Annotated in this window: 25 protein-coding genes; 14 read left to right on the forward strand and 11 right to left on the reverse strand. The window is 71.4% G+C overall.

Annotated features, from left to right (window positions below; translation table 11 throughout):
• Positions 1-72: 72 nt before the first annotated feature.
• Positions 73-1524, forward strand: a complete 1452-nt coding sequence (locus JHN45_RS17290; RefSeq protein ID WP_307783123.1) for a PucR family transcriptional regulator — start codon at positions 73-75, stop codon at positions 1522-1524.
• Between the two features lie 13 nt (positions 1525-1537).
• On the opposite strand, the gene JHN45_RS17295 is transcribed toward JHN45_RS17290, so the two are convergent.
• A complete protein-coding gene (locus JHN45_RS17295) occupies positions 1538-2926 on the reverse strand; it encodes a glycoside hydrolase family 43 protein (RefSeq protein ID WP_201049637.1) in 1389 nt (462 codons plus the stop codon).
• A 250-nt stretch (positions 2927-3176) separates the two neighbouring features.
• Between JHN45_RS17295 and JHN45_RS17300 the strand changes: the two genes are divergently transcribed.
• From JHN45_RS17300 to JHN45_RS17315, 4 genes are all read left to right on the forward strand, one after another.
• Positions 3177-4622, forward strand: coding sequence for an amidase (locus tag JHN45_RS17300; RefSeq protein ID WP_201049638.1), 1446 nt, complete (start codon positions 3177-3179; stop codon positions 4620-4622).
• Positions 4623-4624: 2 nt separating this feature from the next.
• Positions 4625-4843, forward strand: a complete 219-nt coding sequence (locus JHN45_RS17305; RefSeq protein ID WP_234467570.1) for a hypothetical protein — start codon at positions 4625-4627, stop codon at positions 4841-4843.
• Positions 4844-4987: 144 nt separating this feature from the next.
• The gene (locus JHN45_RS17310) at positions 4988-6475 is read left to right on the forward strand and encodes a flotillin family protein (protein ID WP_201049639.1); all 1488 of its coding nucleotides are present in this window, start codon (positions 4988-4990) and stop codon (positions 6473-6475) included.
• Between the two features lie 55 nt (positions 6476-6530).
• Positions 6531-6977, forward strand: a complete 447-nt coding sequence (locus tag JHN45_RS17315) for a type II toxin-antitoxin system PemK/MazF family toxin (protein WP_200709130.1) — start codon at positions 6531-6533, stop codon at positions 6975-6977.
• A 25-nt stretch (positions 6978-7002) separates the two neighbouring features.
• Here JHN45_RS17315 and JHN45_RS17320 read toward each other — a convergent pair whose 3' ends face one another.
• Complete coding sequence (locus JHN45_RS17320; RefSeq protein ID WP_201049640.1) at positions 7003-7827, reverse strand: TIGR02452 family protein; 825 nt, start codon at positions 7825-7827, stop codon at positions 7003-7005.
• Positions 7828-8107: 280 nt separating this feature from the next.
• Between JHN45_RS17320 and egtA the strand changes: the two genes are divergently transcribed.
• The 5 genes from egtA (at position 8108) to JHN45_RS17345 (ending at position 12790) form a co-directional block, all read left to right on the forward strand.
• Complete coding sequence (gene egtA / locus JHN45_RS17325; RefSeq protein WP_200709132.1) at positions 8108-9412, forward strand: ergothioneine biosynthesis glutamate--cysteine ligase EgtA; 1305 nt, start codon at positions 8108-8110, stop codon at positions 9410-9412.
• Positions 9409-10749, forward strand: a complete 1341-nt coding sequence (gene egtB / locus JHN45_RS17330; RefSeq protein WP_201049641.1) for an ergothioneine biosynthesis protein EgtB — start codon at positions 9409-9411, stop codon at positions 10747-10749. Before egtA ends, egtB begins: the two co-directional genes overlap by 4 nt.
• Positions 10749-11522, forward strand: coding sequence for an ergothioneine biosynthesis protein EgtC (gene egtC / locus JHN45_RS17335; RefSeq protein WP_201049642.1), 774 nt, complete (start codon positions 10749-10751; stop codon positions 11520-11522). Before egtB ends, egtC begins: the two co-directional genes overlap by 1 nt.
• Positions 11519-12481 carry an L-histidine N(alpha)-methyltransferase gene (gene egtD, locus JHN45_RS17340; RefSeq protein ID WP_201049643.1) on the forward strand — a complete coding sequence of 321 codons (963 nt, stop codon included), beginning with the start codon at positions 11519-11521 and terminating at the stop codon, positions 12479-12481. The genes egtC and egtD overlap by 4 nt, the downstream gene beginning before the upstream one ends.
• 93 nt (positions 12482-12574) lie before the next feature.
• Positions 12575-12790, forward strand: coding sequence for a dodecin (locus tag JHN45_RS17345; protein ID WP_019068358.1), 216 nt, complete (start codon positions 12575-12577; stop codon positions 12788-12790).
• 10 nt (positions 12791-12800) lie between these two features.
• On the opposite strand, the gene JHN45_RS17350 is transcribed toward JHN45_RS17345, so the two are convergent.
• The 4 genes from JHN45_RS17350 to JHN45_RS17365 all read right to left on the reverse strand — a co-directional run bounded on the left by JHN45_RS17350 (position 12801) and on the right by JHN45_RS17365 (position 14917).
• Positions 12801-13469, reverse strand: a complete 669-nt coding sequence (locus JHN45_RS17350; RefSeq protein ID WP_201049644.1) for a dihydrofolate reductase family protein — start codon at positions 13467-13469, stop codon at positions 12801-12803.
• Positions 13469-13981, reverse strand: a complete 513-nt coding sequence (locus JHN45_RS17355) for an SRPBCC family protein (RefSeq protein ID WP_201049645.1) — start codon at positions 13979-13981, stop codon at positions 13469-13471. Before JHN45_RS17355 ends, JHN45_RS17350 begins: the two co-directional genes overlap by 1 nt.
• Before the next feature lie 3 nt (positions 13982-13984).
• Positions 13985-14326 (reverse strand): helix-turn-helix transcriptional regulator, encoded by a 342-nt coding sequence (locus JHN45_RS17360; RefSeq protein WP_201049646.1) that lies wholly within the window; start codon positions 14324-14326, stop codon positions 13985-13987.
• Positions 14327-14425: 99 nt separating this feature from the next.
• Positions 14426-14917 (reverse strand): hypothetical protein, encoded by a 492-nt coding sequence (locus tag JHN45_RS17365; protein WP_201049647.1) that lies wholly within the window; start codon positions 14915-14917, stop codon positions 14426-14428.
• Between the two features lie 68 nt (positions 14918-14985).
• Between JHN45_RS17365 and JHN45_RS17370 the strand changes: the two genes are divergently transcribed.
• On the forward strand, positions 14986-15408 hold the full coding sequence (locus JHN45_RS17370) for a (2Fe-2S) ferredoxin domain-containing protein (RefSeq protein WP_201049648.1): 423 nt from the start codon (positions 14986-14988) through the stop codon (positions 15406-15408).
• A 52-nt stretch (positions 15409-15460) separates the two neighbouring features.
• Positions 15461-16456 (forward strand): LLM class flavin-dependent oxidoreductase, encoded by a 996-nt coding sequence (locus JHN45_RS17375; RefSeq protein ID WP_201049649.1) that lies wholly within the window; start codon positions 15461-15463, stop codon positions 16454-16456.
• Here JHN45_RS17375 and JHN45_RS17380 read toward each other — a convergent pair.
• Positions 16446-17468, reverse strand: a complete 1023-nt coding sequence (locus tag JHN45_RS17380; RefSeq protein WP_201049650.1) for an alcohol dehydrogenase — start codon at positions 17466-17468, stop codon at positions 16446-16448. The genes JHN45_RS17375 and JHN45_RS17380 overlap by 11 nt on opposite strands.
• Before the next feature lie 172 nt (positions 17469-17640).
• Between JHN45_RS17380 and JHN45_RS17385 the strand changes: the two genes are divergently transcribed.
• Positions 17641-19965: an excinuclease ABC subunit UvrA gene (locus JHN45_RS17385; protein ID WP_201049651.1), complete on the forward strand. Its 2325-nt coding sequence runs from the start codon at positions 17641-17643 to the stop codon at positions 19963-19965.
• A 45-nt stretch (positions 19966-20010) separates the two neighbouring features.
• Positions 20011-20478 carry a DUF3592 domain-containing protein gene (locus JHN45_RS17390; protein ID WP_200709144.1) on the forward strand — a complete coding sequence of 156 codons (468 nt, stop codon included), beginning with the start codon at positions 20011-20013 and terminating at the stop codon, positions 20476-20478.
• Here JHN45_RS17390 and JHN45_RS17395 read toward each other — a convergent pair.
• The 4 genes from JHN45_RS17395 to JHN45_RS17410 form a co-directional block, all read right to left on the reverse strand.
• Positions 20465-21640, reverse strand: a complete 1176-nt coding sequence (locus JHN45_RS17395; protein WP_201049652.1) for an alanine--tRNA ligase-related protein — start codon at positions 21638-21640, stop codon at positions 20465-20467. The two genes, JHN45_RS17390 and JHN45_RS17395, sit on opposite strands and share 14 nt — an antisense overlap.
• Positions 21641-21758: 118 nt before the next feature.
• Positions 21759-22694, reverse strand: a complete 936-nt coding sequence (locus tag JHN45_RS17400) for a 1-acyl-sn-glycerol-3-phosphate acyltransferase (RefSeq protein WP_201049653.1) — start codon at positions 22692-22694, stop codon at positions 21759-21761.
• Entirely contained in the window at positions 22694-23467 is a 774-nt protein-coding gene (locus JHN45_RS17405; protein ID WP_200709147.1) for a GNAT family N-acetyltransferase, read from the reverse strand. Before JHN45_RS17405 ends, JHN45_RS17400 begins: the two co-directional genes overlap by 1 nt.
• A 172-nt stretch (positions 23468-23639) precedes the next feature.
• Complete coding sequence (locus JHN45_RS17410; RefSeq protein WP_201049654.1) at positions 23640-24665, reverse strand: hypothetical protein; 1026 nt, start codon at positions 24663-24665, stop codon at positions 23640-23642.
• Positions 24666-24667 lie beyond the last annotated feature (2 nt).

The raw sequence follows: 24667 nt of genomic DNA on the forward strand, positions 1-24667 counted from the left end.
CGGTTTCACAGTCTGTGGCCCTCGCGCGACCGGCGACAATTGTGCGAGTCACGGAGCAGTACGCTGTCTTTTGTGGCTGGAAACAAAGTGACCGTCGAGGATCTGCTCGCCTTCCCCGCGCTGCAGCTCTCCGTGAAGGCCGGTCGGGACGGGCTCGGCAGGTCCGTGTCCTGGGCGCACGCCAGCGAACTCACCGATCCGACGCCCTGGCTGCTGGGCGCCGAGGTGATCATGACGACGGGTCTCGCGGTGCCGCGTACGGCGGCCGGACAGCGCGCCTATCTGGAGCGGCTGGACGACGCCGGGGTGTCCGCGCTCGCCCTCTCCGCACAGCTGCACATGCCACCGCTGCACGAGGCGTTCTTCCGGGCGGCGGAGGAGCGGGGCTTCCCGGTGCTCGAAGTGCCGCTCGCCGTCCCGTTCATCGCGATCTCCCAGGAAGTCGCGGCCTCCGTCCAGGAGGACGCCGGGCACCGGCTGGGCGCGCAGCTCCAGGTCTTCGGCGCGCTGCGCTGGCTGGTCGCCGAGGATCTGGACACCCCGACCCTGCTGCGCCGCCTCGAAGACCTGTCGGGCTACGACGTCTATCTGTGTACGCCGCAGGGCCGCCCGCTGCTGCCCGGCGTCCCCGTGCCGGATCCGGCCGTTCTGCCCGCCTCGGTCGACGCCCCGCCGACCGTCCCCGGCGGATTCGTCCTGCCGGTGCCCGCGCCCGGCGGCCCGGCAGGCTTCCTCGTCGCCTACGAGCGGCAGGGCGCCCAGCCGGCCGGGCTCGCCGTCGCCCAGCACATCGCCACCGTGGCGGCGCTGCGCCTGGCGATGGTGCGCAACGAACGCGAGACACTGCGCCGCGAGGGCGCGGAGACCCTGGCCGAACTGCTGCAGGAAGTCCTCGACCCGGAGGCCGCGCGCCGCAGGCTCGCCCGGCACGCGATCGACGGCGACACCGTGCTCGTCGTCGTGCGGCACACCACCGACGAGGCGTTGCTGCGCTGTCTGGAGGACCACCCGCATCTACTGCTCACCCGGGGCGAGGACCGCTACGTCCTGGGCGCACCGGAGTTGACCGTAGCCATCGGTGAACTCCCGGGCGTGGCAAGCGGGATGAGCCGCCCCTTCCTGCCGGGCGCCGCGCTGCGAGTCGCCCAGCGCGAGGCGTTGTGGGCGGTCTCCAAGGCGGTGGAGTCGGGCCGGCCCGTCGTCCGCTACGGCGACGACGCGACCGGCCGCTGGCTGCCCGACGACCCGGCCGTCCTGACGGCACTGGTCGAGCATGTGCTCGGCGAGGTGCTGCGCTACGACGAGGCCCACGACTCGCAGTTGCTGGTCTCCGCCCGTACCTGGATGGAGCGGGACCGCCGCACCGACACGGCCGCGGCGGCCCTGCACATCCATCCGAACACCCTCGCCTACCGGCTGCGCCGCTTCGGCACGCTCACCGACCGCGACCTGACGTCGACGGGGGCGCTGGCCGAGGTCTGGCTGGCGATCCAGGCGGCGGGGGCACTGGGCCTCACCGACTGAGCACGGCCCGCGCTCAGGCCCAGGCCGTCACCGGCACGAACGAACTGTCCGTACGGAAGAGGTCCGTGCCGTCCGTCGGGTCCACCCGGAGTTGATAGTTGTAGTGGCGCAGGTAGTAGCCGGGGTAGTTGTACGACTCGAAGCGGAGCGAGCCGGTGGTGGCGCCGGTCCGGGCGTAGAACGTGGCGTCCTTCGCGAAGGTGGTCGTGCCGTCGTTGGCGTCGAAGCGGCCCCGGAAGTCGTAGTGGCGCAGGTAGTTGCCCGCGCTGTCCCGGAAGGAGAAGCCGGTCGCGTCGGCGAGGCCCGCGACGACGGTGAACGTGGACGCCTGCTTCAAGGCTGTGGTGCTGGAGCTGGTCACCACCGGCAGGTTGAGGAGAGAGGACACCTCCTGCCAGTAGCGGGTCGTGTAGTTGGCGGACTGGAAGGAGCGGGTGACCCCGGTCGCGAGGCTCGGGCCGCCGGACACGGTCTCCTTGATGACGGTGAAGTGGCGTGCCGTGCCGGAGAGCGTGGTGAGCGCGGTCGGCGCGGACCAGGTGGCGAAGGTGTCGTAGCTGTCGCTGTAGTAGTAGGTGCCGTCGCCGTAGCCGTCGAAGAAGATCCGCCAGCCGCCGTTGTCGAGCTGGACGACCGAGGGGCCTTCGCGGTAGCTGCCCCAGCCGGCCCAGTCGCCGGTCTTGGAGATCGTGTAGGGGCCCGTGAGGCTGGTGGCGGTGCCGTACTCGATGTACTTGGCCGTCTCGTTCTTGGTGAAGGCGTGGTACGTCGAGCCGATGCGCACGATGTAGGTGTCGATGTGGTTGGAGCCGATGCCGGACAGGGCGACTGGTGAACTCCAGTCGGTGAGCGCGGAGTTGGTGGCCTTCAGCCGGTACGGGGTGAAGATCCACTCGTCGTCGGTGGTCGAGCAGGACACGATGACGTTGACACTGCCGTCGCTGTCCACGAACCACTCGGGGGCCCAGGCGCGGGACAGGTTGGTGATCGGGACCGTGTAGTCGTACAGGAACGTCCAGTTGACCCGGTCGGCGCTGCGGGCGAAGCCGATGGTGGTGCTGACGTCCTCCCAGGTGTGGGTGGTGCACGTCAGGTAGTAGTAGCCGTCGGTGTGCTTGAACACGCTCGCGTCGCGGATGCGGTTGCTCGGCGGGGTGTACGAGGAGGCCTGTACGAGGCGGAAGTCGGTGGCGTCGTCGGACTGGTAGACGTTGACGGTGCCGTCGTCGCTGTTGAGGAACGGGACGATCGTGTAGCGGGTGGCGTAGCCGGCGGCGGGGGCGGCGGCCAGGGCCGTGCCGAGCAGTCCGGGGGCCTCGCCCAGGACGAGCGCGGAGGCGGGCAGGGCCGCCAGCGCGCGCAGCAGGGCGCGGCGGGACGGTGTGGGGGGACGTGTGGTCACGGGCGGCTCTCCCGGAGACTCGGACGTTCGCCATGTCGAACGCGGTTCGTGAATTCGGTCAGAAGGTAGGGGTGGGTCAGGAACACGTCAATGGTTTGCGCAGTGCTGGAAGATCTCTGTGGGAAGCCTGTGGCGGACCTGGTGGCGGACCGTCAACCGTCCACGCCACGCGGGAAGTTGCCGCATCCGCACCACACAGGACTCCCGGCCGTTACCGTTCGGTACACCACGCGTTCCCGGAGGTGCCGCCATGACGCCCGACCGCTCCCCCGGCCTCGCCGAGTCCGCCCGCGCGCTGGCCGCCGGCGAGGTGACGTCACGCACCCTGACCGAGCGGGCCCTGGCCCGGATCGAGGCAACTCAGGCCTCCCTGAACGCCTTTCGGGTCGTACGGCGGGAGGCCGCGCTCGCCGAGGCCGACGCGGCGGACCGCGAACTGGCCGCCGGTACGCGCAAGTTGCTGCTCGGGGTGCCGGTCGCCGTCAAGGACGACACGGACGTGGCGGGCGAGCCGACCGCGTTCGGCTGCCGGGGCGAGTTCCCGCCGGCCGCCGAGGACGGGGAGGCGGTACGACGGCTGCGGGCGGCCGGTGCCGTGATCGTCGGGAAGACGAACACCTGCGAACTCGGACAGTGGCCGTTCACCGAGGGACCCGCGTTCGGCGCGACCCTCAATCCGTGGAACTCCCGCCATACACCCGGGGGTTCGTCCGGCGGCTCGGCGGCGGCGGTCGCGGCGGGACTGGTCCCGGCCGCACTCGGCTCGGACGGCGCGGGTTCCGTCCGCATCCCCGCCGCCTGGACCCACCTCGTCGGCGTCAAACCGCAGCGCGGCCGCATCTCGACCTGGCCGCGCGGCGAGTCCTTCCAGGGCATCACGGTCAACGGCACCCTCGCGCGTACGGTCGCGGACGCGGCCCTGCTGCTGGACGCGGCCAGCGGCAATCACGCCCAGGACCCGCACCGGCCGGCCGCGCTGCGGATGTCCGAGGCCGTGGGCCGCGACCCCGGCCGACTGCGCATCGCGCTCTCCCTGAAGCCGCCGTTCACCGCGCTGCCCGCCCGGCTGCTCCCGGACGTACGGGCTCGGGTCCTCGAACTCGCCGAGAAACTGGCCCAGTTGGGCCACACAGTCGTAGCGGATGATCCGCCCTACGGCCAGATCGGGCTGACCTTCCTCCCCCGCGCCACCGTCGGTCTCGCCGAGCGGGTCCGCGAGGCACCGCACCCCGAACTTCTCGACCGGCGCACCCTGGAGGCGGCCCGCGTCGGCCGACTGCTCGGCGGGGCCCCGCTGCGGGCGGCCCGGCGCGCGGAGGCGACCCTGCACGACCGGTTCGGCGCGTTCTTCGGGAGGTACGACCTGGTCCTCGCGCCGACAACTGCCGCTCCCCCGACCCTCATTGGGGCAATGCTCGACCTGGACGGCCTGGCCACCGACCGCGCGATGATCGCCGCCTGTCCCTACGCCTGGCCGTGGAACATCCTCGGCTGGCCCGGCGTCAACGTCCCCGCCGGGTTCGTCGGGGACGGACTCCCGGTCGGCGCCCAGCTGTTGGGCCCGGCGAACAGCGAGCCGCTCCTGCTGTCGCTGGCCGCCCAGTTGGAGGCGGAGCTGCGCTGGCACGAGCGGTGGCCGGAGCCGATGGGCGCGGATTCCCCGGCGGCACAAACCCGTTCGGCCCGTACCCTGTGACCATGGAAGACGCTTCGATGGTCGGGCTGATGGGGCGGGTCACGGGGGCGGTCGGACCGGGGCTCGTCGGTGAGGTGATCGTCCGGGTGCGCGGCGGCGCCGAGCACTTCCTCGCGTACGCCGCCACGGGCACCGACCGGATCGAGCGGGGCACCGTGGTGATGGTCGTGGAATATCTCCCGCCACGTACCGTCTACGTAACAGCGGCGTACGACAGTTGAGCGTGCTCCCTCGCAGGTGAGAGCCGTTTCAAGGGTGTTCGCGTCAAGATTGCAACAAGGATCCGTCAACGTCTGTACCCCGGTGTCGCACAGGCGCACACTCCCTTCGTTCGGTGCCGAAAGGGCACCATCACTAGGGGGCGTATGCCGATGGTCATCGGCGTCGTAACGGGGGTGGCGGTTGTCGCCGTCCTCGTACTGATCGGTCTGTTCAAGTCGATGTGGCGGGTCGCCGAGCCCAACGAGGCACTCATCATCTCGGGCTCGAAACACCGTACCGAAGGCCTCGAAGAGGGCATGGGGTTCCGCATCGTCACGGGGCGCGGCACGCTGGTGCTGCCGGGTGTGCAGGCGGTGCGCAAGATCTCGCTGGACCTCAACGAGACCGAACTGCACGTGGATTGCGTCACCACCCAGGGCATCCCGCTCAAGGTGCGGGGTGTGGTCATCTTCAAGGTGGGCGACGACTTCGTGTCGATCGCCAACGCGGGCCGCCGTTTCCTCGACCAGCAGAAGATGATGTCGGAGCGCGTGCACAACGTGTTCGCCGGTCATCTCCGGTCCATCGTGGGCGGGTTGACGGTCGAGGACATGATCCGCGACCGCGAGAAACTGACCGGCCAGACCCGTGCCGCGTGCGGCACGGAGATGGAGAAGCTGGGTCTGATCGTGGACTCGCTGCAGATCCACGAGATCGAGGACCCGACCGGGTACATCAAGAACCTCGCGATGCCGCACGCCGCCGCCGTGCAGCGGGACGCGCGTATCGCGCAGGCCGAGGCGAACCGTCTCGCCACCGAGGCCGAACAGAAGGCCGCGGCACGGATGTCGGAGGCCACCCGGGACAGCGAGATCCTCCAGGCCGGCTACCAGGCCGAGCGCGACAAGGCGGCGGCGAAGGCCCGACAGGCCGGACCGCTCGCGGACGCCGCCGCCCGGCAGGACGTCGTCGTCCAGGAGACCCGGATCGCCGAACTCGACGCGCTGCGCCGGGAACAGCAGCTCCAGGCGGACGTCCGCAAGCCCGCGGACGCCCAGGCCTACGAGACCCGGGCCCGGGCCGAGGCCGAGCGTGACGCGCGGATCTCCGCCGCGCAGGCCAAGGCCAAGGAGACCGAGTTGGCGGCCACGGCCGAGGCGAGCCGGATCAAGACGGCCGCGATGGCCGAGGCAGAGGCGACCCAGGCACGCGGTGCCGCCGCCGCGACGGCCACCCGGGCCACCGGTGAGGCCGAGGCGGCAGCCGCTCAGGCGAAGGGTCTGGCCGCCGCCGAGGCGACCCGGGCCCAGGGTCTCGCCGAGGCGGAGGCCATCAAGGCGCGGGCCGCGGCCCTCGCCGAGAACCAGGAAGCGGTGGTCGCGCAGCAACTCGCCGAGAACTGGCCGGAGATCGTGAAGGCCGGCGCGTCCGCGTTCGGCAGCGTCGACAACATGGTGGTCCTCAACGGGGCGGACGGCATGGCGGAGATGCTGGCCAAGGCGCTCACGATGGGCGGCACGGGCCTGGGCCTGGCCCGTCAGCTGCTCTCCACGATGAACCAGAACGGCCAGACCCCGAACGGGACTTCGGCCCTGAACGGGACCACGGCACCACCGTCGCAGAAGGTGCCGGTGGAGAAGGACGAGAAGTGACGTCAACAGGAGGCTGACGCACGGATCGCGGGGGACACCCTCTAGGGTGCCCCCCGTGACCGCGTTTACCGATGAGAACGTCCCGGGCCGCTACGGCCCCTCCGCCACCACCGAGGCCGACCCGCGCGAGGTCGGCAAGGTGCGTACCGAGTACTCCCCCGCGCACGACGGGGATCCCGACCCCGGTGAGATCGTCTGGACCTGGGTGCCTTTTGAGGAGAACGACGGCCGGGGCAAGGACCGCCCGGTGCTCGTCGTGGCCCGTGAGCCCGGCGGGACGCTGCTCGCCGTCCAGCTCTCCAGCAAGCGGCACGACGCCGACCGCGAGTGGGTGGCGATCGGCAACGGCCCGTGGGACAAGTCGGGCCGCGACTCCTGGGTCGACGTGGACCGCATCCTGCGCCTGCACGAGGACGGCATGCGCCGTGAGGCGTGCGCGATCGACCAGATGCGCTTCAACCTCGTCCGCCACCGGCTGCACGAGCGCTACGGCTGGACCTGAGCGGCCACCTGCGTGAGCTGAGCGGCTACTTCTGGAGCTGACGCTCCGGAAAGGCCCGTACGAAGGCGTCCCGGACCGTGGCACCCGGTGTGCGGTCCAGGACGCCGAACACCACGTGCTCGAAGGCCCCGGCGAACCTCCCGCCCGGCCCGAGCAGTGCGTGGAAGGCGCCCGCGACCTGCGCCGGGTCGTTCCGGAACACTCCGCAGCCCCAGGCCCCCAGGACCAGCCGCCGGTAACCGTGCGCGAGCGCCGTCTCCAGCACCCGCTCCGCCCGTACGGCCACGGCACCCGGCAGCTCGGCCGCGCGCTCCGGTGCCGTACGCAGCACGACCCCCGCGTTCGGCGCGGCGGCCGTCAGGAATCCGGCGGTGTACGGCTCGTCCAGGAGGCGGCCCTTGTCGTCGCGGAAGACGGGGACGGCCGGTGAGTGGACGACCCGGTCCGTGTAGAACGGATCGCGGTGGGCGCGGTGGTGGTCGTAGAAGCCGCGGGCCTCGAGCAGGCAGGTGTACAGCGCGGAGGCGCGGCACAGGGCCTCTTCCTGGGCCTGGGCGCCGTTGAGGAAACCGCCGCCGGGGTTGCGGGCCGAGGCGAAGTTCAGCACGGCCACCGGGCCGGTGAGACGGCGGGCGGCCTCCAGGCTGCTCTCGCCCGTGACCTCGATGAACGTGTCCACCGGCGAGAACGCCGGTATGCGCACCGGTTCCGGTCCGTGCAGGCTCGTGCCCGCTCGGGCCGCCTCGGTCTCCGCGGCGATGGGCACCTCGCGCCCGTCCGCCGCGCGGTAGCCCCCGGCCGCGACGATCTGTTCGGTCTGCTGCGCGATACCGCGCAGGCGCGCGCTCATGGCATAACCCCCGTGTACGCCATGAGAGCGCGCCCCGCGATCTCCCCCGTGTTCTCCCCCGTCGTGCTCATACATGCATCGTGAGCGATGCTGGTCGTGCGGTGCAACGGAGTTTCCGGGCTCCGCGAACGGCCGGCGAACCGGAGATTACCGATCCCGAACGTGGCAATACGCACCCTTGTGCGACTCGCCGCGAGGGTCTTGGGTGGTACGAGTGTGCCGACCCGGGCCCAACCGAAACCGGGCCGGTGGCATGGTGGAATCTCAGGAGGATCCCGACATGTCCGATACGGCAAGTGACTGTAGCGACTGTACGGAGCCCCGTACCGCGGTCACCGAACCCGAGGTGGAGGCCCTGGTCAGGGGCATCTGCTTCAAGACCGGTCCGCCCCGAACCCTCGGGGTCGAAGTGGAATGGCTCGTCCACGAGCTGCGGCTCCCGCAGCTCCCCGTGACACCCGAACGACTCGAAGCGGCCTACGCCGCGTTGAAGACCGTGCACCTGAGGTCGGCGCTCACCGTCGAGCCCGGCGGCCAGCTGGAACTCAGCTCGTCGCCCGCCACCTCCCTGATGGAGTGCATCGGTTCCGTCTCCGAAGACCTCGACACCGTCCGCGCGATACTGGCCCGCGACAACCTGGGGCTGGTCGGCGTCGGCCACGATCCCTGGCACCCGCCGCGCCGGTTCCTGCACGAGCCGCGCTACGACGCCATGGAGCGCTGCCTCGACCGCACAGGACCCGCGGGCCGCCGCATGATGTGCACCTCGGCGTCCGTGCAGGTGTGCCTCGACGCCGGCTACGAGGAGCCCGGACCGCTCGGCCACGGGCGGCGCTGGTGGCTGGCGCACCAGCTGGGCGCGGTGCTGGTGGCCGCGTTCGCCAACTCCCCGCTGGTCGGCCGCAGCCCCACGGGCTGGCGTTCCTCCCGGCAGCTGATCTGGATGGAGATCGGCCCCGGCCGGGCGGGCGCGCCGCCGCTGGACGCGGAACCGCGCGGCGCCTGGGCGGAGCACGTGCTGGACTCGCCGGTGATGTGCGTCCGGCGCGAGGACGGCCCGTGGGACGTGCCCGAGGGGCTGACCTTCCGGGAGTGGACCCGTTCGTCCACGCCCCCGACCCGTGACGACCTCGACTACCACCTGACCACCCTGTTCCCGCCGGTGAGACCGCGTGGCCATCTCGAACTGCGCATGATCGACGCGCAGCCCGGGGACGACGGCTGGATCGTGCCGCTCGCGGTGACGACGGCGCTGTTCGACGACCCGGAGGCCGCCGAGACCGCGTACCGGGCGGTGAAGCCGCTGGCCGAACGGTCCCTGGGCCTGCCCGCGCCGCACAATCCGCTGTGGATCGACGCGGCCCGCTACGGCCTGTCCGACCCGGAGCTGCACGAGGTGGCGCTCGTGTGCTTCGCGACGGCGCTGGAGGCGCTGCCCCGGCTGGGCGCGAGCGCCGAGGTCGTGGACGCCGTCCGCGCGTACTTCGACCGCTATGTCATCCGGGGCCGCTGCCCCGCCGACGATCTGCTCGACCGCGTGCGTGGCACGGACAGCCGCCCGCACGGGAAGGACATCCGCACATGACCGACGCCGACACCACCGTTGATGACATCGATATCGAGGCGCTCAGGGAACGGGCGCTGACCACCCTCACCACGGCCCGGGACCGCACGACGCTCCTGACGAGCTGCGTGGACGAGCCCGAACTCACCGCGCAGGTCTCGCCGTTGATGTCCCCGCTGGTCTGGGACCTCGCGCACATCGGCAACCAGGAAGAGCTGTGGCTGCTGCGCGCCGTCGGCGGCCGGGACGCGATGCGCCCCGAGATCGACGGCCTCTACGACGCCTTCGAGCACCCGCGCTCCGAACGCCCCTCGCTGCCGCTGCTGCCGCCCGCGGAAGCCCGGCAGTACGCGGCCGAGGTGCGCGGCCGGGTGACGGACGTACTGGCCGATTCGACGTTCCGCGGGACGCGGCTGACGGAGGCGGGCTTCGCCTTCGGGATGGTCGCCCAGCACGAACAGCAGCACGACGAAACGATGTTGATCACCCATCAGCTCCGCACGGGCCCCCAGGCGTTGACGGCTCCGGACCCGGAACCGGTACCGCTGTTCACCGGCCCGTCCGAAGTCCTCGTCCCCGGCGGCCCGTTCACGATGGGCACCTCCACCGAGCCGTGGGCGCTGGACAACGAGAAGCCCGCGCACCGGCGCGAGGTGGCCCCCTTCTACATCGACACGACCCCGGTGACCAACGGCGCGTATCTGGCGTTCATCGAGGACGGCGGCTACGACGACCCGCGCTGGTGGACGAAGGAGGGCTGGGCGCACATCCGCCGCAACTCCCTTGTCGCGCCGCTGTTCTGGCGCAAGGACGGCAAGCAGTGGCTGCGGCGCCACTTCGGCGCGACGGAGGCCGTGCCACCCGACGAGCCCGTCCTGCACGTGTGCTGGTACGAGGCCGACGCCTACGCCCGCTGGGCCGGACGCCGGCTGCCCACCGAGGTGGAGTGGGAGAAGGCGGCCCGCCACGATCCGGTGAACGACCGCTCGATGCGCTACCCATGGGGCGACGCCGACCCGGCCCCGGAACACGCCAACCTCGGCCAGCGCCACCTCCGCCCGGCACCCGCGGGCAGCTATCCGGCGGGTGAATCACCGCTGGGCGTACGGCAGTTGATCGGCGACGTGTGGGAGTGGACGTCGAGCGACTTCCTGCCCTACCCGGGGTTCAGGGCGTTCCCGTACAAGGAGTACTCGGAGGTGTTCTTCGGCCCGGAGTACAAGGTTCTGCGGGGCGGTTCGTTCGCCGTGGACGAGGTGGCCTGCCGGGGCACGTTCCGCAACTGGGACTACCCGATCCGGCGGCAGATCTTCTCCGGGTTCCGCACAGCCCGTACGGCTCGCTCGGAGGCCGTCTGATGTGCCGTCACCTGGCGTACCTGGGACCCGAGGAGCCGCTCGGCCGGCTCCTCGTGGACCCGGAGCACAGCCTGTACCGCCAGTCCTGGGAACCCCGGCGCCAACGGCACGGCACGGTCAACGCCGATGGTTTCGGGGTGGGTTGGTACGCCGAGGGCGACCCGGTGCCCGGCCGCTACCGGCGAGCCGTGCCCATCTGGGGCGACCAGTCCTTCGCCGACCTGGCCCGCGTGGTCCGCTCGGGGGCGCTGCTGGCCGCCGTACGGGACGCGACGTTCGCGGGTGCGGACGGGGAGGCCGCGGCGGCGCCGTTCGCCGCGGGCCCCTGGCTGTTCAGTCACAACGGCGCCGTCACCGGCTGGCCACAGACGCTCGCCGCGCTCGCCCGACGCCTGCCCCCGGTCGACCTGTTGTCCCTTGAGGCCCGCTGCGACTCGGCACTCGTCTGGGCGCTGGTCCTCGGCCGGCTGCGGGCGGGCGACGCGGAGGGCCAGGCGCTGGCCGACACGGTGGTGGAGGTCGCCCACGCGGCCCCCGGCTCCCGCCTCAACCTCCTTCTCACCAACGGCGATTCGATCGCCGCGACGGCCTGGGGCGACTCCCTCTGGTACCTCTCCGAGCCCGGCCGCCGCACGATCGTGGCCTCCGAACCCTACGACGACGACCCGCACTGGCAGGAGGTCCCCGACCGCACTCTGCTCACCGCGAACCGCGCCGAGGTCCTCCTCACCCCCCTGAAAGACCTCGCACCACCGAAGGAGCCCCGCACGTGAGTCCGTTCCTTCTCACCCGCACCCTGCCCGAGGACGCCACCGACGCGGCCCTGCGTGCCGACGTCCTGGAAGGCCTCACCCGCACCCCGAAGACCCTCCCGCCGAAGTGGTTCTACGACGCCCACGGCAGCGAACTCTTCGAGCAGATCACCGAGTTGCCCGAGTACTACCCGACCCGCGCGGAACGGGAGATCCTCGTCGACCGGGCCGGCGAGATCGCCGCCGCGACCGGTGCGCGGACGCTCGTCGAGCTGGGCTCCGGCTCCTCGGACAAGACACGCCACCTCCTCGACGCGTTCACCGACCTGGCTCTGTACGTCCCGGTCGACGTCAGCGAGAGCGCGCTCACCCAGGCCGGGCACGCCCTCATCGCGGAGCGGCCAGCTCTCGACGTACACGCCCTGATCGCCGACTTCACCGGCGCGATCACGCTCCCGGAGACACCGGGACCGCGCCTGCTGGCGTTCCTGGGCGGCACGATCGGCAACCTGCTGCCGGCCGAACGCGCCACGTTCTTCGCCGGCCTCCGCGCGCTGCTCTCACCCGGCGACGCGCTGCTGCTGGGCACGGACCTGGTCAAGGACGAACAGGTCCTGGTCAGGGCGTACGACGACGCGGCCGGGGTGACGGCCGCGTTCAACAAGAACGTCCTGACCGTGGTCGACCGTGAACTGGGCGCCGATTTCGACACCGACGCCTTCGACCACGTGGCCCTCTGGGACGCCGGCAACGAGTGGATCGAGATGCGGCTGCGGTCCCGCACGGACCAGACCGTGAAGATCCCGGCGCTCGATCTCGCCGTCGACTTCGCGGCCGGCGAGGAACTGCGCACCGAGATCTCGGCGAAGTTCCGCAAGGAGGGTGTGCGGAGCGAACTGGCGGCGGCCGGGCTGGAGTTGGCCCACTGGTGGACCGACCGGGAGGGCCGCTTCGCGCTGTCACTGAGCGTGGTGCGCTGACTTCGGGTGACGGGCCGTCTCGCGTACCGCCGCACCTTGGGGCACGGTGGAGTGACGCGTGACGCGCCCGTCACGGCCGAGAGGAGTACCCGCATGTCCAACCACACGTACCGGGTCACCGAGATCGTCGGCACCTCTCACGAGGGCATCGACCAGGCCATCCGCAACGGCGTGGCCCGCGCCGCGCAGACCCTGCGCAGCCTCGACTGGTTCGAGGTGACGCAGGTCAGGGGCCAGATCGAGAACGGGCAGATCGAGCACTACCAGGTCGGTCTGAAGGTCGGCTTCCGCATCGAGGACGAGGACTGACACACCTGACCTACCGCGGGCGCACCGCGTAGGTCAGGTGCGTCACTCGCGACGACGGCTGCGCGCGGACCGGCTCCAGCGCGATCCTGGACCGGTCCACGCCGTCGAACAGCCGGGTGCCGGTGCCGAAGAGCACCGGTGACAGCGTGATCGAGAACTCGTCGACCAGGCCCGCGTTCAGGTACTCCAGGATCGTCGCGCCGCCGCCCGCGATACGGACGTCCCGGTCGCCGGCGGCCTCGCGGGCCTGGTCGAGGGCGTGCTCGACGCCGTCGTCGACGAAGTGGAACGTGGTGCCGCCGGGCCGCTCCCACGGGTCGCGCTTCTTGTGCGTCACCACGAAGACCGGGGTGTGGAAGGGCGCCTCCTCCGGCCAGGACGCCTCACCGAGGTCGAACATGCGCCTGCCCATGACGCTCGCGCCGGTGCGCTCGAACGTCTCGCGCGCGATGTCGTTGTCGACGCCCTCCTCACCGCCCTCGCCCAGCTTCGCGTTCTCCCGGAAGAACCGCAGCGGGAACACCCACTGCTGCAGCTCCGTCCACTGCCCCATCCAGCGCTGCACGTCCGGGTCGTCCCGCCGTTCGGGCGCGAAGAGCGTGAGCTCATCGGGCACGGGCTCGGGTGCGACGAAGCCGTCCAGCGACATCGACACGCTGAAGAACACCTTGCCGGCCATCAGCCCTCCACCGCCTTCCGCGCGAGGTCGGTGACGTAGGCCGCGAGGTTGCCCAGGGTCTGCTCGCCGCCCTCGATCGCGTGGTACTTCTCGGCCGCCTCGTCGCGCAGTTCCTTGGTGGGGAACAGGGTGCGCATGACGAGCCGGGTCGCCGCGCCGTCCGCGGCGAAGGTCAGGACCGACCCGAAGGCGTTCGGGTCCTCGGGGGTCTCGCCGTGCAGCAGCTCGATCCGCTCCGGCGGGACGATCCGGGTCCAGCGGATCCACTCGGAGTAGTCGGTCCCGTCCGGCCCGTGGAGGACGAAGACCCACTCCCCGCCCTCGCGGAACTCGAAGGACCGCGTGGTGGTGGTGAACCCGTCCGGCCCCCACCACCGCGACAGATGCCGGACCTCGGTGAAGGCCTCGAACACCAGCTCCCGGGGCGCGTCGACGACCCGGGAGACGACGATCTCCCGTTCGGCCGTCGCCGACTCCGCTCCCGCCCCTGTTTCCTGCCTTGTCCCTGCCATCGGTCAGCCCTCCTGTCCTGTCTGCTTGAGCTCCTGCACATAGGTGTCGAGCCGGTCGAAGCTCTCGTTCCAGAACCGCTCGAACCCGCCGGCCCACTCGTGGACGGGCCGCAGCCCGCGGGCGTCCAGGCCGTAGAGCCGCTGCTTGCCCGCCTCGCGGACCCGCACCAGGCCTACCTCCCGGAGCACCCGCAGATGCTTGGACGCCCCCGGCTGGCTCATCCCCAGCTCGTGCGCCAGCTCGGTCACCGGTCGCTCACCCGCCCGCAGCAGCGCCAGGATCTCCCGGCGCTGCGGCTCGGCGATCGCGTTGAAGACGTCCGACGTCGTCGCTGCTCGTGCCATGCAGCCATCGTATGCCGATATGGGAATGCGTCAAGCCGCGCAGGAGCCGTGCGCGTCCTGTCGGATGACGCGGCTACGGCCCTCTCAGGTCCGGCCCCTTCAGGTCCGGCCCTCCCCCTCCTGCGCCGCCTCCAGCGCGGCGGATGGAACGGTCCAACGGGCTCGTACGACCCTGAACCCGGCCCGCTCGGCGTCGTCGCAGACCAACTCGTCGTCGTCCACGAGAACCCTGATGTCCCGGTCCCGGGCGAGCCGCTCGAGGATCTCCAGCTTGGTGCGGCGGGCGGGTCTGCGGTCGTCGTTGCGCCGCATGAAGACCCGCCCCTCGGGCAGCCCCTGCGCGGCGAGCCAGTCGAGCGTGTCGCGCCGGCAGCGCTCGGGCCGCCCGGTCAGATAGACGACCTCGCACTCCTCGGCACACTCCAGCGCGAGCGCGACGCCTTCCGCCAACGGCGGGTCCTGGGACGCGGCGCCGAAGAAGCCGTCCCAGTCGCGCGGCTTGTGCTCCAGGAACCGCTGCCGGTGGGCCGTGTCGGCGAGGGTGTTGTCGAGGTCGAACACGGCGAGGGGCCGCCTGCTGTCAGCTGTCACCGGGCCACCATAGACAGCCCCCGCACCCCGGCGGCGACCGTCCGAGGCCCTGGCCTCATGCTTCTCGTATGTCTGCCGCAACTCCCGCTCCCCGTACGTTCCTCATAGGCGCCGCCCGAGAACGGCCCTGCACCCTGGTCGTCTGCCGGGGCTGCTGCTGCGGCGACCCGCGCAAGCACCCGGGCACGGACCACGCCTGGCAGTTGGAACGGCTGCGGTCGGGTGGCGCCGAGCACGGATTCGCGGTGCGTACGACGGACTGTCTCGGCCCGTGCGACCAGGCCAACGTGATCGTGGTGCAGCCGTCGGCCGCGGGGCGGCGGGCCGGCGGGCGGCCGACCTGGGTCGGGTTCGCGATGGACGACGACTGCACGGAGGAAGTCCTGGAGTGGGCGGCGGCGGGCGGACCGGGGCTCGCGGAGCCGCCCGTGACGCTGGAGCTGCAGTTCATCGACCCGCCCCGGGACGCCCGCGTCCGGTCCCGGCGCTGAGCGCTCCGACCGGCCCGGGGAATGCCGAAGGCTCGCGGGCGTTGAACCTGATGTGAGTTCCTTGATCGCCTCGACCCCGTTCTCCGTGTTGGACCGTTCCCGCACCCGCGAGGGGCACCCGCCCGCCGAGGCGCTGCGCGACACCGTGCGGCTGGCGCGGGAGATCGAGGAGCTGGGCTATCACCGGTTCTGGGTGTCGGAGCACCACGGTGTGCCCGGGGTCGCCGGTTCGGCGCCGACCGTGCTGGCCGCCGCCGTCGCCTCGGCCACCCGGTCCATCCGGGTCGGAACCGGCGGGGTGATGCTGCCCAACCACCAACCCCTGGTCGTGGCCGAGCAGTTCGGGGTGCTGGAGTCACTCTTCCCCGGCCGGATCGACATGGGCCTGGGCCGCTCGGTCGGCTTCACGGACGGCGTGCGCAGGGCCTTGGACCGTGACAAGGACGACGCCGACGACTTCGCCGGCCAACTCGACGAACTGCTCGGCTGGTTCCGGGGCACCTCGCCGACCGGCGCGCACGCGCGGCCCTCGGAGGGCCTCGTCGTCCCGCCGTTCGTGCTCGCGATGGGCGAGGGCGCGGACATCGCGGCCCGGGCCGGACTGCCGATGGTGATCGGCGACCTGCGCAACCGGGAGAAGATGCGGCGCGGCATCGACCACTACCGCGCCCGCTTCCGCCCCTCCCCCTGGGCCGCCGAGCCGTATGTCGTCGTCTCGGGCACGGTCGCCGTGGCCGCCACCCCCGAGGCGGCCCGCCGGCTCCTCGTGCCGGAGGCCTGGTCGATGGCGTACTCGCGCACCCACGGCACCTTCCCGCCGCTGCCGCCCGCCGAGCGGGTGGAGCAACTGGCCATGTCCGACAAGGAGTTCGGCTTCTACGAGGCAGGGCTCACCGGACAGCTCGCGGGCACCGAGGAACAGGTGGCCCACGAGCTGGAGACGGTGCTGAAGGAGACGGGCGCGGACGAGGTCCTCGTCACCACCAGCACCTACGACCGCGAAGCCCTGCTGGACTCCTACCGGCGGCTCGCCTCGCTCAGGGGGTGAGCACCATCCGGAAGCGGGCCGCGCCGGACAGCATCCGCTGGTAGGCCTCGCCCGCCTGGTCCAGCGGCACGGTCTCCACCATCGGGCGGATGCCGTGCAGCGTACTGAAGGCCAGGGTGTCCTGGACGTCCTGTGCGGTGCCGGACGGATGCCCCCGAACCACCTTGCCGGGCATGATCAGTTGGAGCGGACTGATCCCCAACGGCGCGGTGTCCGCCCCGATGACGACGAGTTCACCGCGGTGGCGCAGCCCCTCCACGGTGGCCGACGCGGCGTCGGCGTTGCCCGCCGTGGCCAGCACCACCTTCGCACCGCCCAACGCCCGCAGCGCCTCCGCGACTTCGGTGTCCGCCGTGCTGTCGACGTAGTGGTGCGCGCCCAACTGCTTGGCGAAGTCGGCCTTTTCGGCGCCGCGCGCGATCGCCACGGTCTCGAATCCCATCGCGACCGCGTACTGCACACCCAGATGCCCGAGACCGCCGAGTCCGAGCACGGCCACCAGGTCGCCGGGCCCCGCCGCGCTGCGCCGCAGCCCGTTGAAGGTGGTCACGCCCGCGCACCCCATGGGCGCGGCGGCACTGGCCGACAGTCCCTCGGGGATCCGGGCGAGCGCGTCGACGGGCGCGATCGTCATCTCGGCGAAGCCGCCGTCGTAGGCCCAGCCGGGCACCTTCAGGTTCTCGCAGACGATGAAGTCGCCCTGCCGGCAAGGGGTGCAGTAGCCGCAGCTGCCGCCGAACCAGCCGACCGCCACCCGGTCGCCGACCCGCCAGCCCTGGTCCGAGGTGCCCTCGCCGAGCGCGTCGATCCGTCCGGCGATCTCGTGCCCGGTGACGAGCGGGAACCGCACGCCCGGCACTCCGGCGTCGACGAAGAAGGTGTCGCTGTGGCAGATCCCGCACGCCTCCACGGCGATCCGTACATGTCCGGGTCCCGGCTGCCGCACCTCGCGCTCGACGACCTCGAACTCGCCGCCGGCGGCACCGACTTGCGCGACTCGATAGCTGCTCATACCTGTCTCCCGGAGGGCTGCGAATACGGCCTGGTCGGACGCAGGACGGTGGGCACACGCGACTCCGCGGCGACCTCTTTCCGTGCCTTCCAACGTGGCACAGCACGGACACCACCGCACCCCCGCAGGTCAGCGGGCGTCACAGGGCGGGTTCGCATAGACTCGCCGGGTCATGCACAGCCCCCACGACCCCTACGTCCGCGTCCGCGGCGCCCGCGAGCACAACCTCCAGGGCGTCGACGTCGACATCCCGCGGGACGTGCTGGCCGTGTTCACGGGCGTTTCGGGCTCCGGGAAGTCGTCCCTCGCCTTCGGCACGATCTACGCCGAGGCACAGCGCCGCTACTTCGAGTCGGTCGCGCCGTACGCCCGCAGGCTGATCCACCAGGTCGGCGCCCCGAAGGTCGGCGAGATCACCGGCCTCCCGCCCGCCGTCTCGCTCCAGCAGCGCCGCTCGGCCCCCACCTCCCGCTCCTCGGTGGGCACGGTCACCAACCTCTCCAACTCTCTCCGCATGCTGTTCTCCCGCGCCGGCGACTACCCGCCCGGCGCCGAACGTCTCGACTCGGACGCCTTCTCCCCCAATACGGCGGCGGGCGCGTGCCCCGAGTGCCACGGCCTCGGCCGGGTGCACCGCACGAGCGAGGAGTCCCTGGTCCCCGACCCCTCCCTCTCGATCCGCGAGGGAGCGATCGCCGCCTGGCCGGGCGCCTGGCAGGGCAAGAACCTGCGCGACATCCTCGACACCCTCGGTCACGACGTCGACGTGCCGTGGCGCGAACTCCCCGCCGAACAGCGGGAGTGGATCCTGTTCACGGACGAGCAGCCGGTGGTCACGGTCCATCCGGTCCGGGACGCCGACCGCATCCAACGCCCGTACCAGGGCACCTACATGAGCGCCCACCGCTATGTCATGAAGACTTTCTCGGACACGAAGAGCGCGACCCTACGGGCCAAGGCGGAACGCTTCCTGACCAGCGCCCCCTGCCCGCTCTGCGCAGGCAGCAGACTGCGCGCCGAGTCCCTGGCGGTGACCGTCGCGGGCCGCACGATCGCCGACCTGGCCGCGCTGCCGCTGGCGGACTTGGCGGACACGCTGGGCGGCACCTCGGAGGTCGCCCGCGTCCTCACCGAAGACCTCAAGTCCCGCATCGTCCCCGTCCTCGAACTCGGCCTGGGCCATCTGAGCCTGGACCGCGCGACCCCCACCCTCTCCACCGGCGAGCTGCAACGGCTGCGCCTGGCAACGCAGTTGCGCTCTGGTCTCTTCGGTGTCGTCTACGTCCTGGACGAACCGTCCGCCGGACTGCACCCCGCCGACACCGAGGCCCTGCTCACGGTCCTGACGCGACTGAAGTCGGCGGGCAACTCGGTGTTCGTGGTGGAGCACCACCTCGACGTGATGCGCGCCGCCGACTGGCTGGTGGACGTGGGACCGCTGGCCGGCGAACACGGCGGGCAGGTGCTGCACAGCGGCCCGGTGGCCGACCTGGCGAAGGTGAGGGAATCGGCGACGGCCCGCTACCTCTTCGACCGCACCCCCGCACCGGCCCGCGAAGTCCGTCCCCCGCAGGGCGAGTTGAAGGTCGGCCCGATCACCCGGCACAACCTGCGCGACGTGACAGCCGATTTCCCTCTGGGCGTGTTCACCGCCGTCACCGGCGTCTCGGGCTCCGGAAAGTCGACCCTGATCGGCGAGATCACCGAGGAACTGCCGGGCGTGGGACGGCTGGTGTCGGTCGATCAGAAACCGATCGGCCGCACCCCGCGCTCGAACCTCGCCACCTACACCGGCCTCTTCGACGTCGTCCGCAAGGTGTTCGCCGCCACCGACGAGGCACGGCAACGGGGTTACGGCGTCGGGCGGTTCTCCTTCAACGTGCCGGGCGGGCGCTGCGAGACCTGCCAGGGCGAGGGATTCATCAGCGTCGAACTCCTCTTCCTCCCGAGCACCTACGCCCCCTGCCCGGACTGCGGCGGGGCCCGCTACAACCCCGGTACACTCCAAGTGACGTACCGGGGACGGAACATCGCGCAGGTCCTCGACCTGACGGTGGAGGCCGCGGCGGACTTCTTCGCGGAGGCGGACACCCCGGCCGTGACCCGCAGCCTCACCACACTCCTGGACGTCGGCCTCGGCTACCTCCGACTGGGACAGCCCGCCACCGAGTTGTCCGGCGGCGAGGCCCAACGCATCAAGCTGGCCAGCGAGTTGCAACGCACCCGACGCGCCCACACCCTCTACCTCCTCGACGAACCGACCACCGGCCTCCACCCCGCCGACGTCGAAGTCCTGCTGCACCAACTCCACGGACTGGTCGACGCGGGCCACACCGTGGTGGTGGTCGAACACGACATGGCGGTGGTGGCGGGCGCGGACTGGGTGATCGACCTGGACGCCGGCCGGATCGTGGCAGCGGGCCCGCCGAGGAAGGTGGCAAGGGTGGCGGGAAGCACGACGGCACCGTACTTGAGCAGGGCGCTGGCGACGCCCTGAGTGCCTTTTTCCTGGACAAGGGTGCGTAGTTCCCATTGAATATGCGTGATCTTGGTCGTGAGCATGCCTGGGGGCGCCATGAGAGACTCGACCACCGGTTTTGTTCTGTCGGTCATCTTTCAGATGGTGGGTTTCGGTGCGGCGGTCTCCATGATCGGCATCTTTATGACCTATCGCCGTCTGCGGAATCTGGCGCGGCACGGCGTCGAGGGCGGAGCCGTTTCCACGGCCCAGGAATACGCCGGCGGCGGACGGTACCGCGTCTCCTACGAGGTCCGCCTGCCCGAAGGTGAACCCAGGGCCGAGTTCCGCGAGGACCAGCCGGGGATGGTGGACCTCGGCGTGGTGGTTCCGGTCGTGTACGACCGGCGGAAGCCAGGGCGTGGGAAGACGGGATTCCTGAAGGACATCGACTACCGCACCGACCAGCTCGCCGTGTTCGTCTTCGGTTACGGAGGAGTGGCGCTGTACGCCGTGGGGATCATTCTGCTGATCATGGTCAAAGGGTGGTGACTGAAGTCGAGGGCTCCTCGCCCGACAGACCGGCGACCAAGTCACGGGGCAACCCATGCGTGTCGTGCAGGTAGTGATAGTCCTCCTCGCTCAGCGGGCCCCGGAACTCCGGCCGCGACAACACCCGCCGCCCCCGCTCAAGGAGTTGACCGAACCGCCGCTCCTCGTCCATCAACACGTCTCGCACCGTGTCGACACCGAGCGACTGCCGAAAGTGGTCGAGCGTGTGCTCGACAAGCTCCACCGGCAGATCAGTCAGCGTGCGCGAAGGCTCATCGCGCCGCAGAACCGTGAGCAGCCGACGCACCAGCCGCCGTAGGACATACCCACGACCGGTGTTGGACGGCCGCACCCCGTCGCCGAGGACCACGATGCTCGATCGCAGGTGGTCGCAGACCACCCGTACCCCGTGCTCGTCCAGATCCCACAGCGGTGGGACCAGCCGCATCCACGGCTCGAACAGGTCCGTCTCATAGACCGACCGACGTCCCTGGAGGACGGAGACGAGCCGTTCCACCCCCATGCCCGTGTCGACGTTGACCTGCCGCAGCGGCACGAGTTCGCCGTCCTCGCCGCGTTCGTAGCGCATGTGGACGTGGTTCCAGATCTCCACCCAGCGCGAGTCGGTGGTCGGAGTCCCCTCCGGCGGGCCGTCGCCGGTCCAGAAGAAGATCTCGGAGTCGGGGCCGCAGGGGCCGGTCGGTCCGTTGGACCACCAGTTCTCGTCCTGGGTCGGCTCCACGGGGAGGCCCAACTCACGCCAGGTGTCCAGGGATTCGAGGTCGGTGTCGAAGACGGTGACGTACAGCTTCTCGGGCGGGATGCCGAAGCCGTCGCGGAGGAGTTCGTATCCCCAGCGGAGGCTCTGTGGATGGTCGTAGTCGCCCAGCGACCAGGAACCGAGCATCTCGAACACGGTCAGGTGGGTGGGGTCGCCGACCTCGTCGAGGTCGGTGGTGCGCAGACAGCGCTGGACGTTGACCAGGCGCCGCCCCTGCGGATGGGGGCGGCCCTGGAGGTACGGCGTGAGCGGGTGCATGCCGGAGGTGGTGAAGAGGACCGGGTCGGAGGGCGGTGGGAGCAGGGTGCTGCCGGTGATCGGCTCGTGTCCGCGTTCGCGGTAGAAGTCGAGGAACGTGCGGACGGTGTCGTCGGTGTTCATGGCGGTGGGTCCTTCAGGTCGGGTGGGGACCGGAAAGGAACCGCGGGGAGGCCTGTGAGGGGGCTGGAAACGACACGTCCCGGCGGTCCGTTTCCGGCCGCCGGGAGAGGTGGTGAGGTCAGGCGTCGGCGGCCGGCGAGCTGGTCGCTCGCGCGGTCGCGGTGCCGGTGTGCCTGATGATCCTCATGGCCGCGACGCTAGCAGGACGCCTCCGCATCGTCCTGCGAATTTTCACCGGGGTCCGCGCCACCGAGGTGCAGTGGTCCGGGTGGTGGGCCCGGCCCGACACCCCGGTCTGGGCCGCGTGGGCGAGGGAGCGGCGGTCGGGGTGGCTGCCGGGCGCGATGGTCTCCCCCACCTCGACCTCGGCGACCAGTCCGCGCGCCGACACCACCCGCCACACCGAGGTGAGCAGTGAGTCGCTGCCGACGAAGGCGGGGGCCGTGCTGGCCGTGCCGCCGTCGGTGAGGTAGTGCAGGCCGACCGGTTGTACGGGTACTCCGGCGTCGAGCGCGGCCTGGAAGACGGCCCGCCGGAAGTGGCCCTGGGCCAGTCCGCACCAGGTGCTGCCCTCGGGGAAGACGGCGACCGCTCCGCCGGCCCGCAGGGCGCCCGCGATGGCGGCGACGGTCTCGGGCAGGGCCCGCAGCCGGTCACGGTCGATGAAGAGGGCGCCGCTGCCCGCGGTGAGCGTCCCGGCGACGGGCCAGTGCCGGATCTCGGCCTTGGCCAGCATGCGGGCCGGGCGTACGGCGGCCATCAGCGGGATGTCCAGCCACGAGATGTGGTTGGCGACCAGCAGCAGTCCGCCGGTGGGCGTCGTGCTGCCGGTGATGCGGAGCCGGATGCCGGCGGCCCGGACGATCGTCCGGCACCACCAGCGCACCGCGCGAGCAGGGATGCGCCCGCCGATGGGGGTGAGCGCGGCCCCTGCGGCCACCACGACCAGTACGGCCACGAATCGCAGCACGGCGCGCGGTACGGCCGTGACGGACCCCGTCGACCCGATGCACGTCCTGGGGGTGCAGGGCGCGCTGGGCAGCCAGACGCTCATCAGGCCGGGACGAGCGAGAGGAAGTGCCGCAGATAGCGCGGGTTGACCCGGCGCATCGACAGCAGCACGTACAGGTCGGCGACCCCGAAGTCCGGGTCGTGGGCGGGCTCGCCGCAGACCCAGGCGCCGAGGCGGACGTATCCGCGCAGCAGCGGCGGGAGTTCGACGCGGTCGGTGGGGCGGGTGACGCCGTCCGGGCTCCAGGGGAGCAGGGGGCGTACCCGGAACTCCTCGGGGGCGAGGTGCTTGGCGCTGACCCGGTCCCAGGTGCCGGCGGCGAGGGCGCCGCCGTCGGCGAGCGGGATGGAGCAGCAGCCGGCCAGCCATTCGTGGCCGCGGTCGACCATGTAGCGGGCTATGCCGGCCCAGATGAGGCCGATGACCGTGCCGTCGCGGTGGTCGGGGTGGACGCAGGAGCGGCCGACCTCGACGAGGCCCGGGCGGATCGAGTCGAGGGGGGCGAGGTCGAACTCGCTCTCCGAGTAGAGCCGTCCGGCGACCGCGGCGCGCTCCGGCGGCAGCAGCCGGTAGGTGCCGACCACCTGCCCGGTGACCGTGTCGCGGACGAGGAGGTGGTCGCAGTAGGCGTCGAAGGCGTCCACGTCCAGGCCGGGCTGCGGGCTGGACAGGTGGGCGCCCATCTCACCGGCGAAGACGTCGTGCCGCAGCCGCTGCGCGGCACGTACGTCGTCCTCGTCACGGGCGAGAGTGACGGTGTAGCGGGTCGGCGCGGCGGGCTGCGAGGGACGGTCGAGGGTGGAAACGCCGGTCATGGCTCTCCCTGATCACGGGCCGGGTTCGGCGGAGGAACTGGCTGGCCGGTTCCGTATGTCCGGTCGCAACAGTTCTTCCGATGCCGGGCGTCCTGCGCGTGACCTGTGCCCGGAGCAGGGATGTGGGGTTGTTGAACGGCGTCCCCACACCCGGTCCCTCAGGGTGTGCCGCTCACTTCGGCGGGGCGCACCGCCCCAGCCACTCGCGGGCCTCTTCGGCGCCGAGCACCCGCTCCAGCACCAGGTCACCGGTCATCCCGGGGAAGAACCGGCCCGCGGGCCACCCTCGCTTGTACGGCGGCGGGTCGAGGACCACCACCCGTACGCCTTCAACGACCGGGATGTCGGTGGGAGTTCCCTCGTTCCACACCCATTCGCCGCCCGGGGTCACGAGGTTGAAGGCTCCGGTGGTCGGCACCTGCCCCGGGGCGTCCCGGCACACGGCCGCCTCCTGCGCGGAGGGCGCCTCTCCGGGCACGTGTCCGCCGCCGATGAGGACGTCGGCGAGGAGGGTGTGCAGCTGGAAGGTGTCTCCGATGCCGGTCATCCGGAGCAGGTAGCCGGTGCCGGTGGGGCGGTGGAGGGCGAGGAGGGGTTCGTCGTCGAGGACGAGGAGGGCGTAGTGCAGGCATTTGAAGTCGTGGCCGGACGCCTCCTGTACGACGCGCAGGGCGTCCAACAGGCCTGTGCGCAGGGCGGGTTCGAGTGACGTGCGTACCTCGGGGCGGTTCAGCATCGCCACTGTGGCCATCTCCCAGCGGGGCAGCAGCCACCAGCCCAGAGCGGCGTCCCGTCCGGCCCGTTCGAGTACGGCGGGTTCCGGGTCGCCCGAGTCCGGATCGGGCAGGTCTCCTCCTCCGGTCGCCGCCCAGCGCTCGCAGAACTCCCCGGCGGAGCCGAGGGCCGCGGCGAGCCCGGCGAAGACGTGCGGACCGCACAGTGTCGCGTCGGCGCCCCGCTCGACACAGGCGCCGACCGCCACCGCCGTCAGGGCGCGCGGCCCTTCGGGCATGTCCGGCAGCAGCGCCGCGAGACGGGGCCCGGCGGCTATGAGCTCGTGCTCCGCCGCCTTGTCGAACCGGCCGTACATGTCCTGGAGCAGGCGCTGGGCCCGCTCACCGTCCCGCTCGCGCACAGCGGTCTCGAACGCCGTCACGGCGTCGAGAAACCGCTCCTTTCCCCTGCCTGTGAAGATCATGC

It is taken from the genome of Streptomyces sp. MBT53 (assembly GCF_016654115.1).
Lineage (GTDB): Bacteria > Actinomycetota > Actinomycetes > Streptomycetales > Streptomycetaceae > Streptomyces.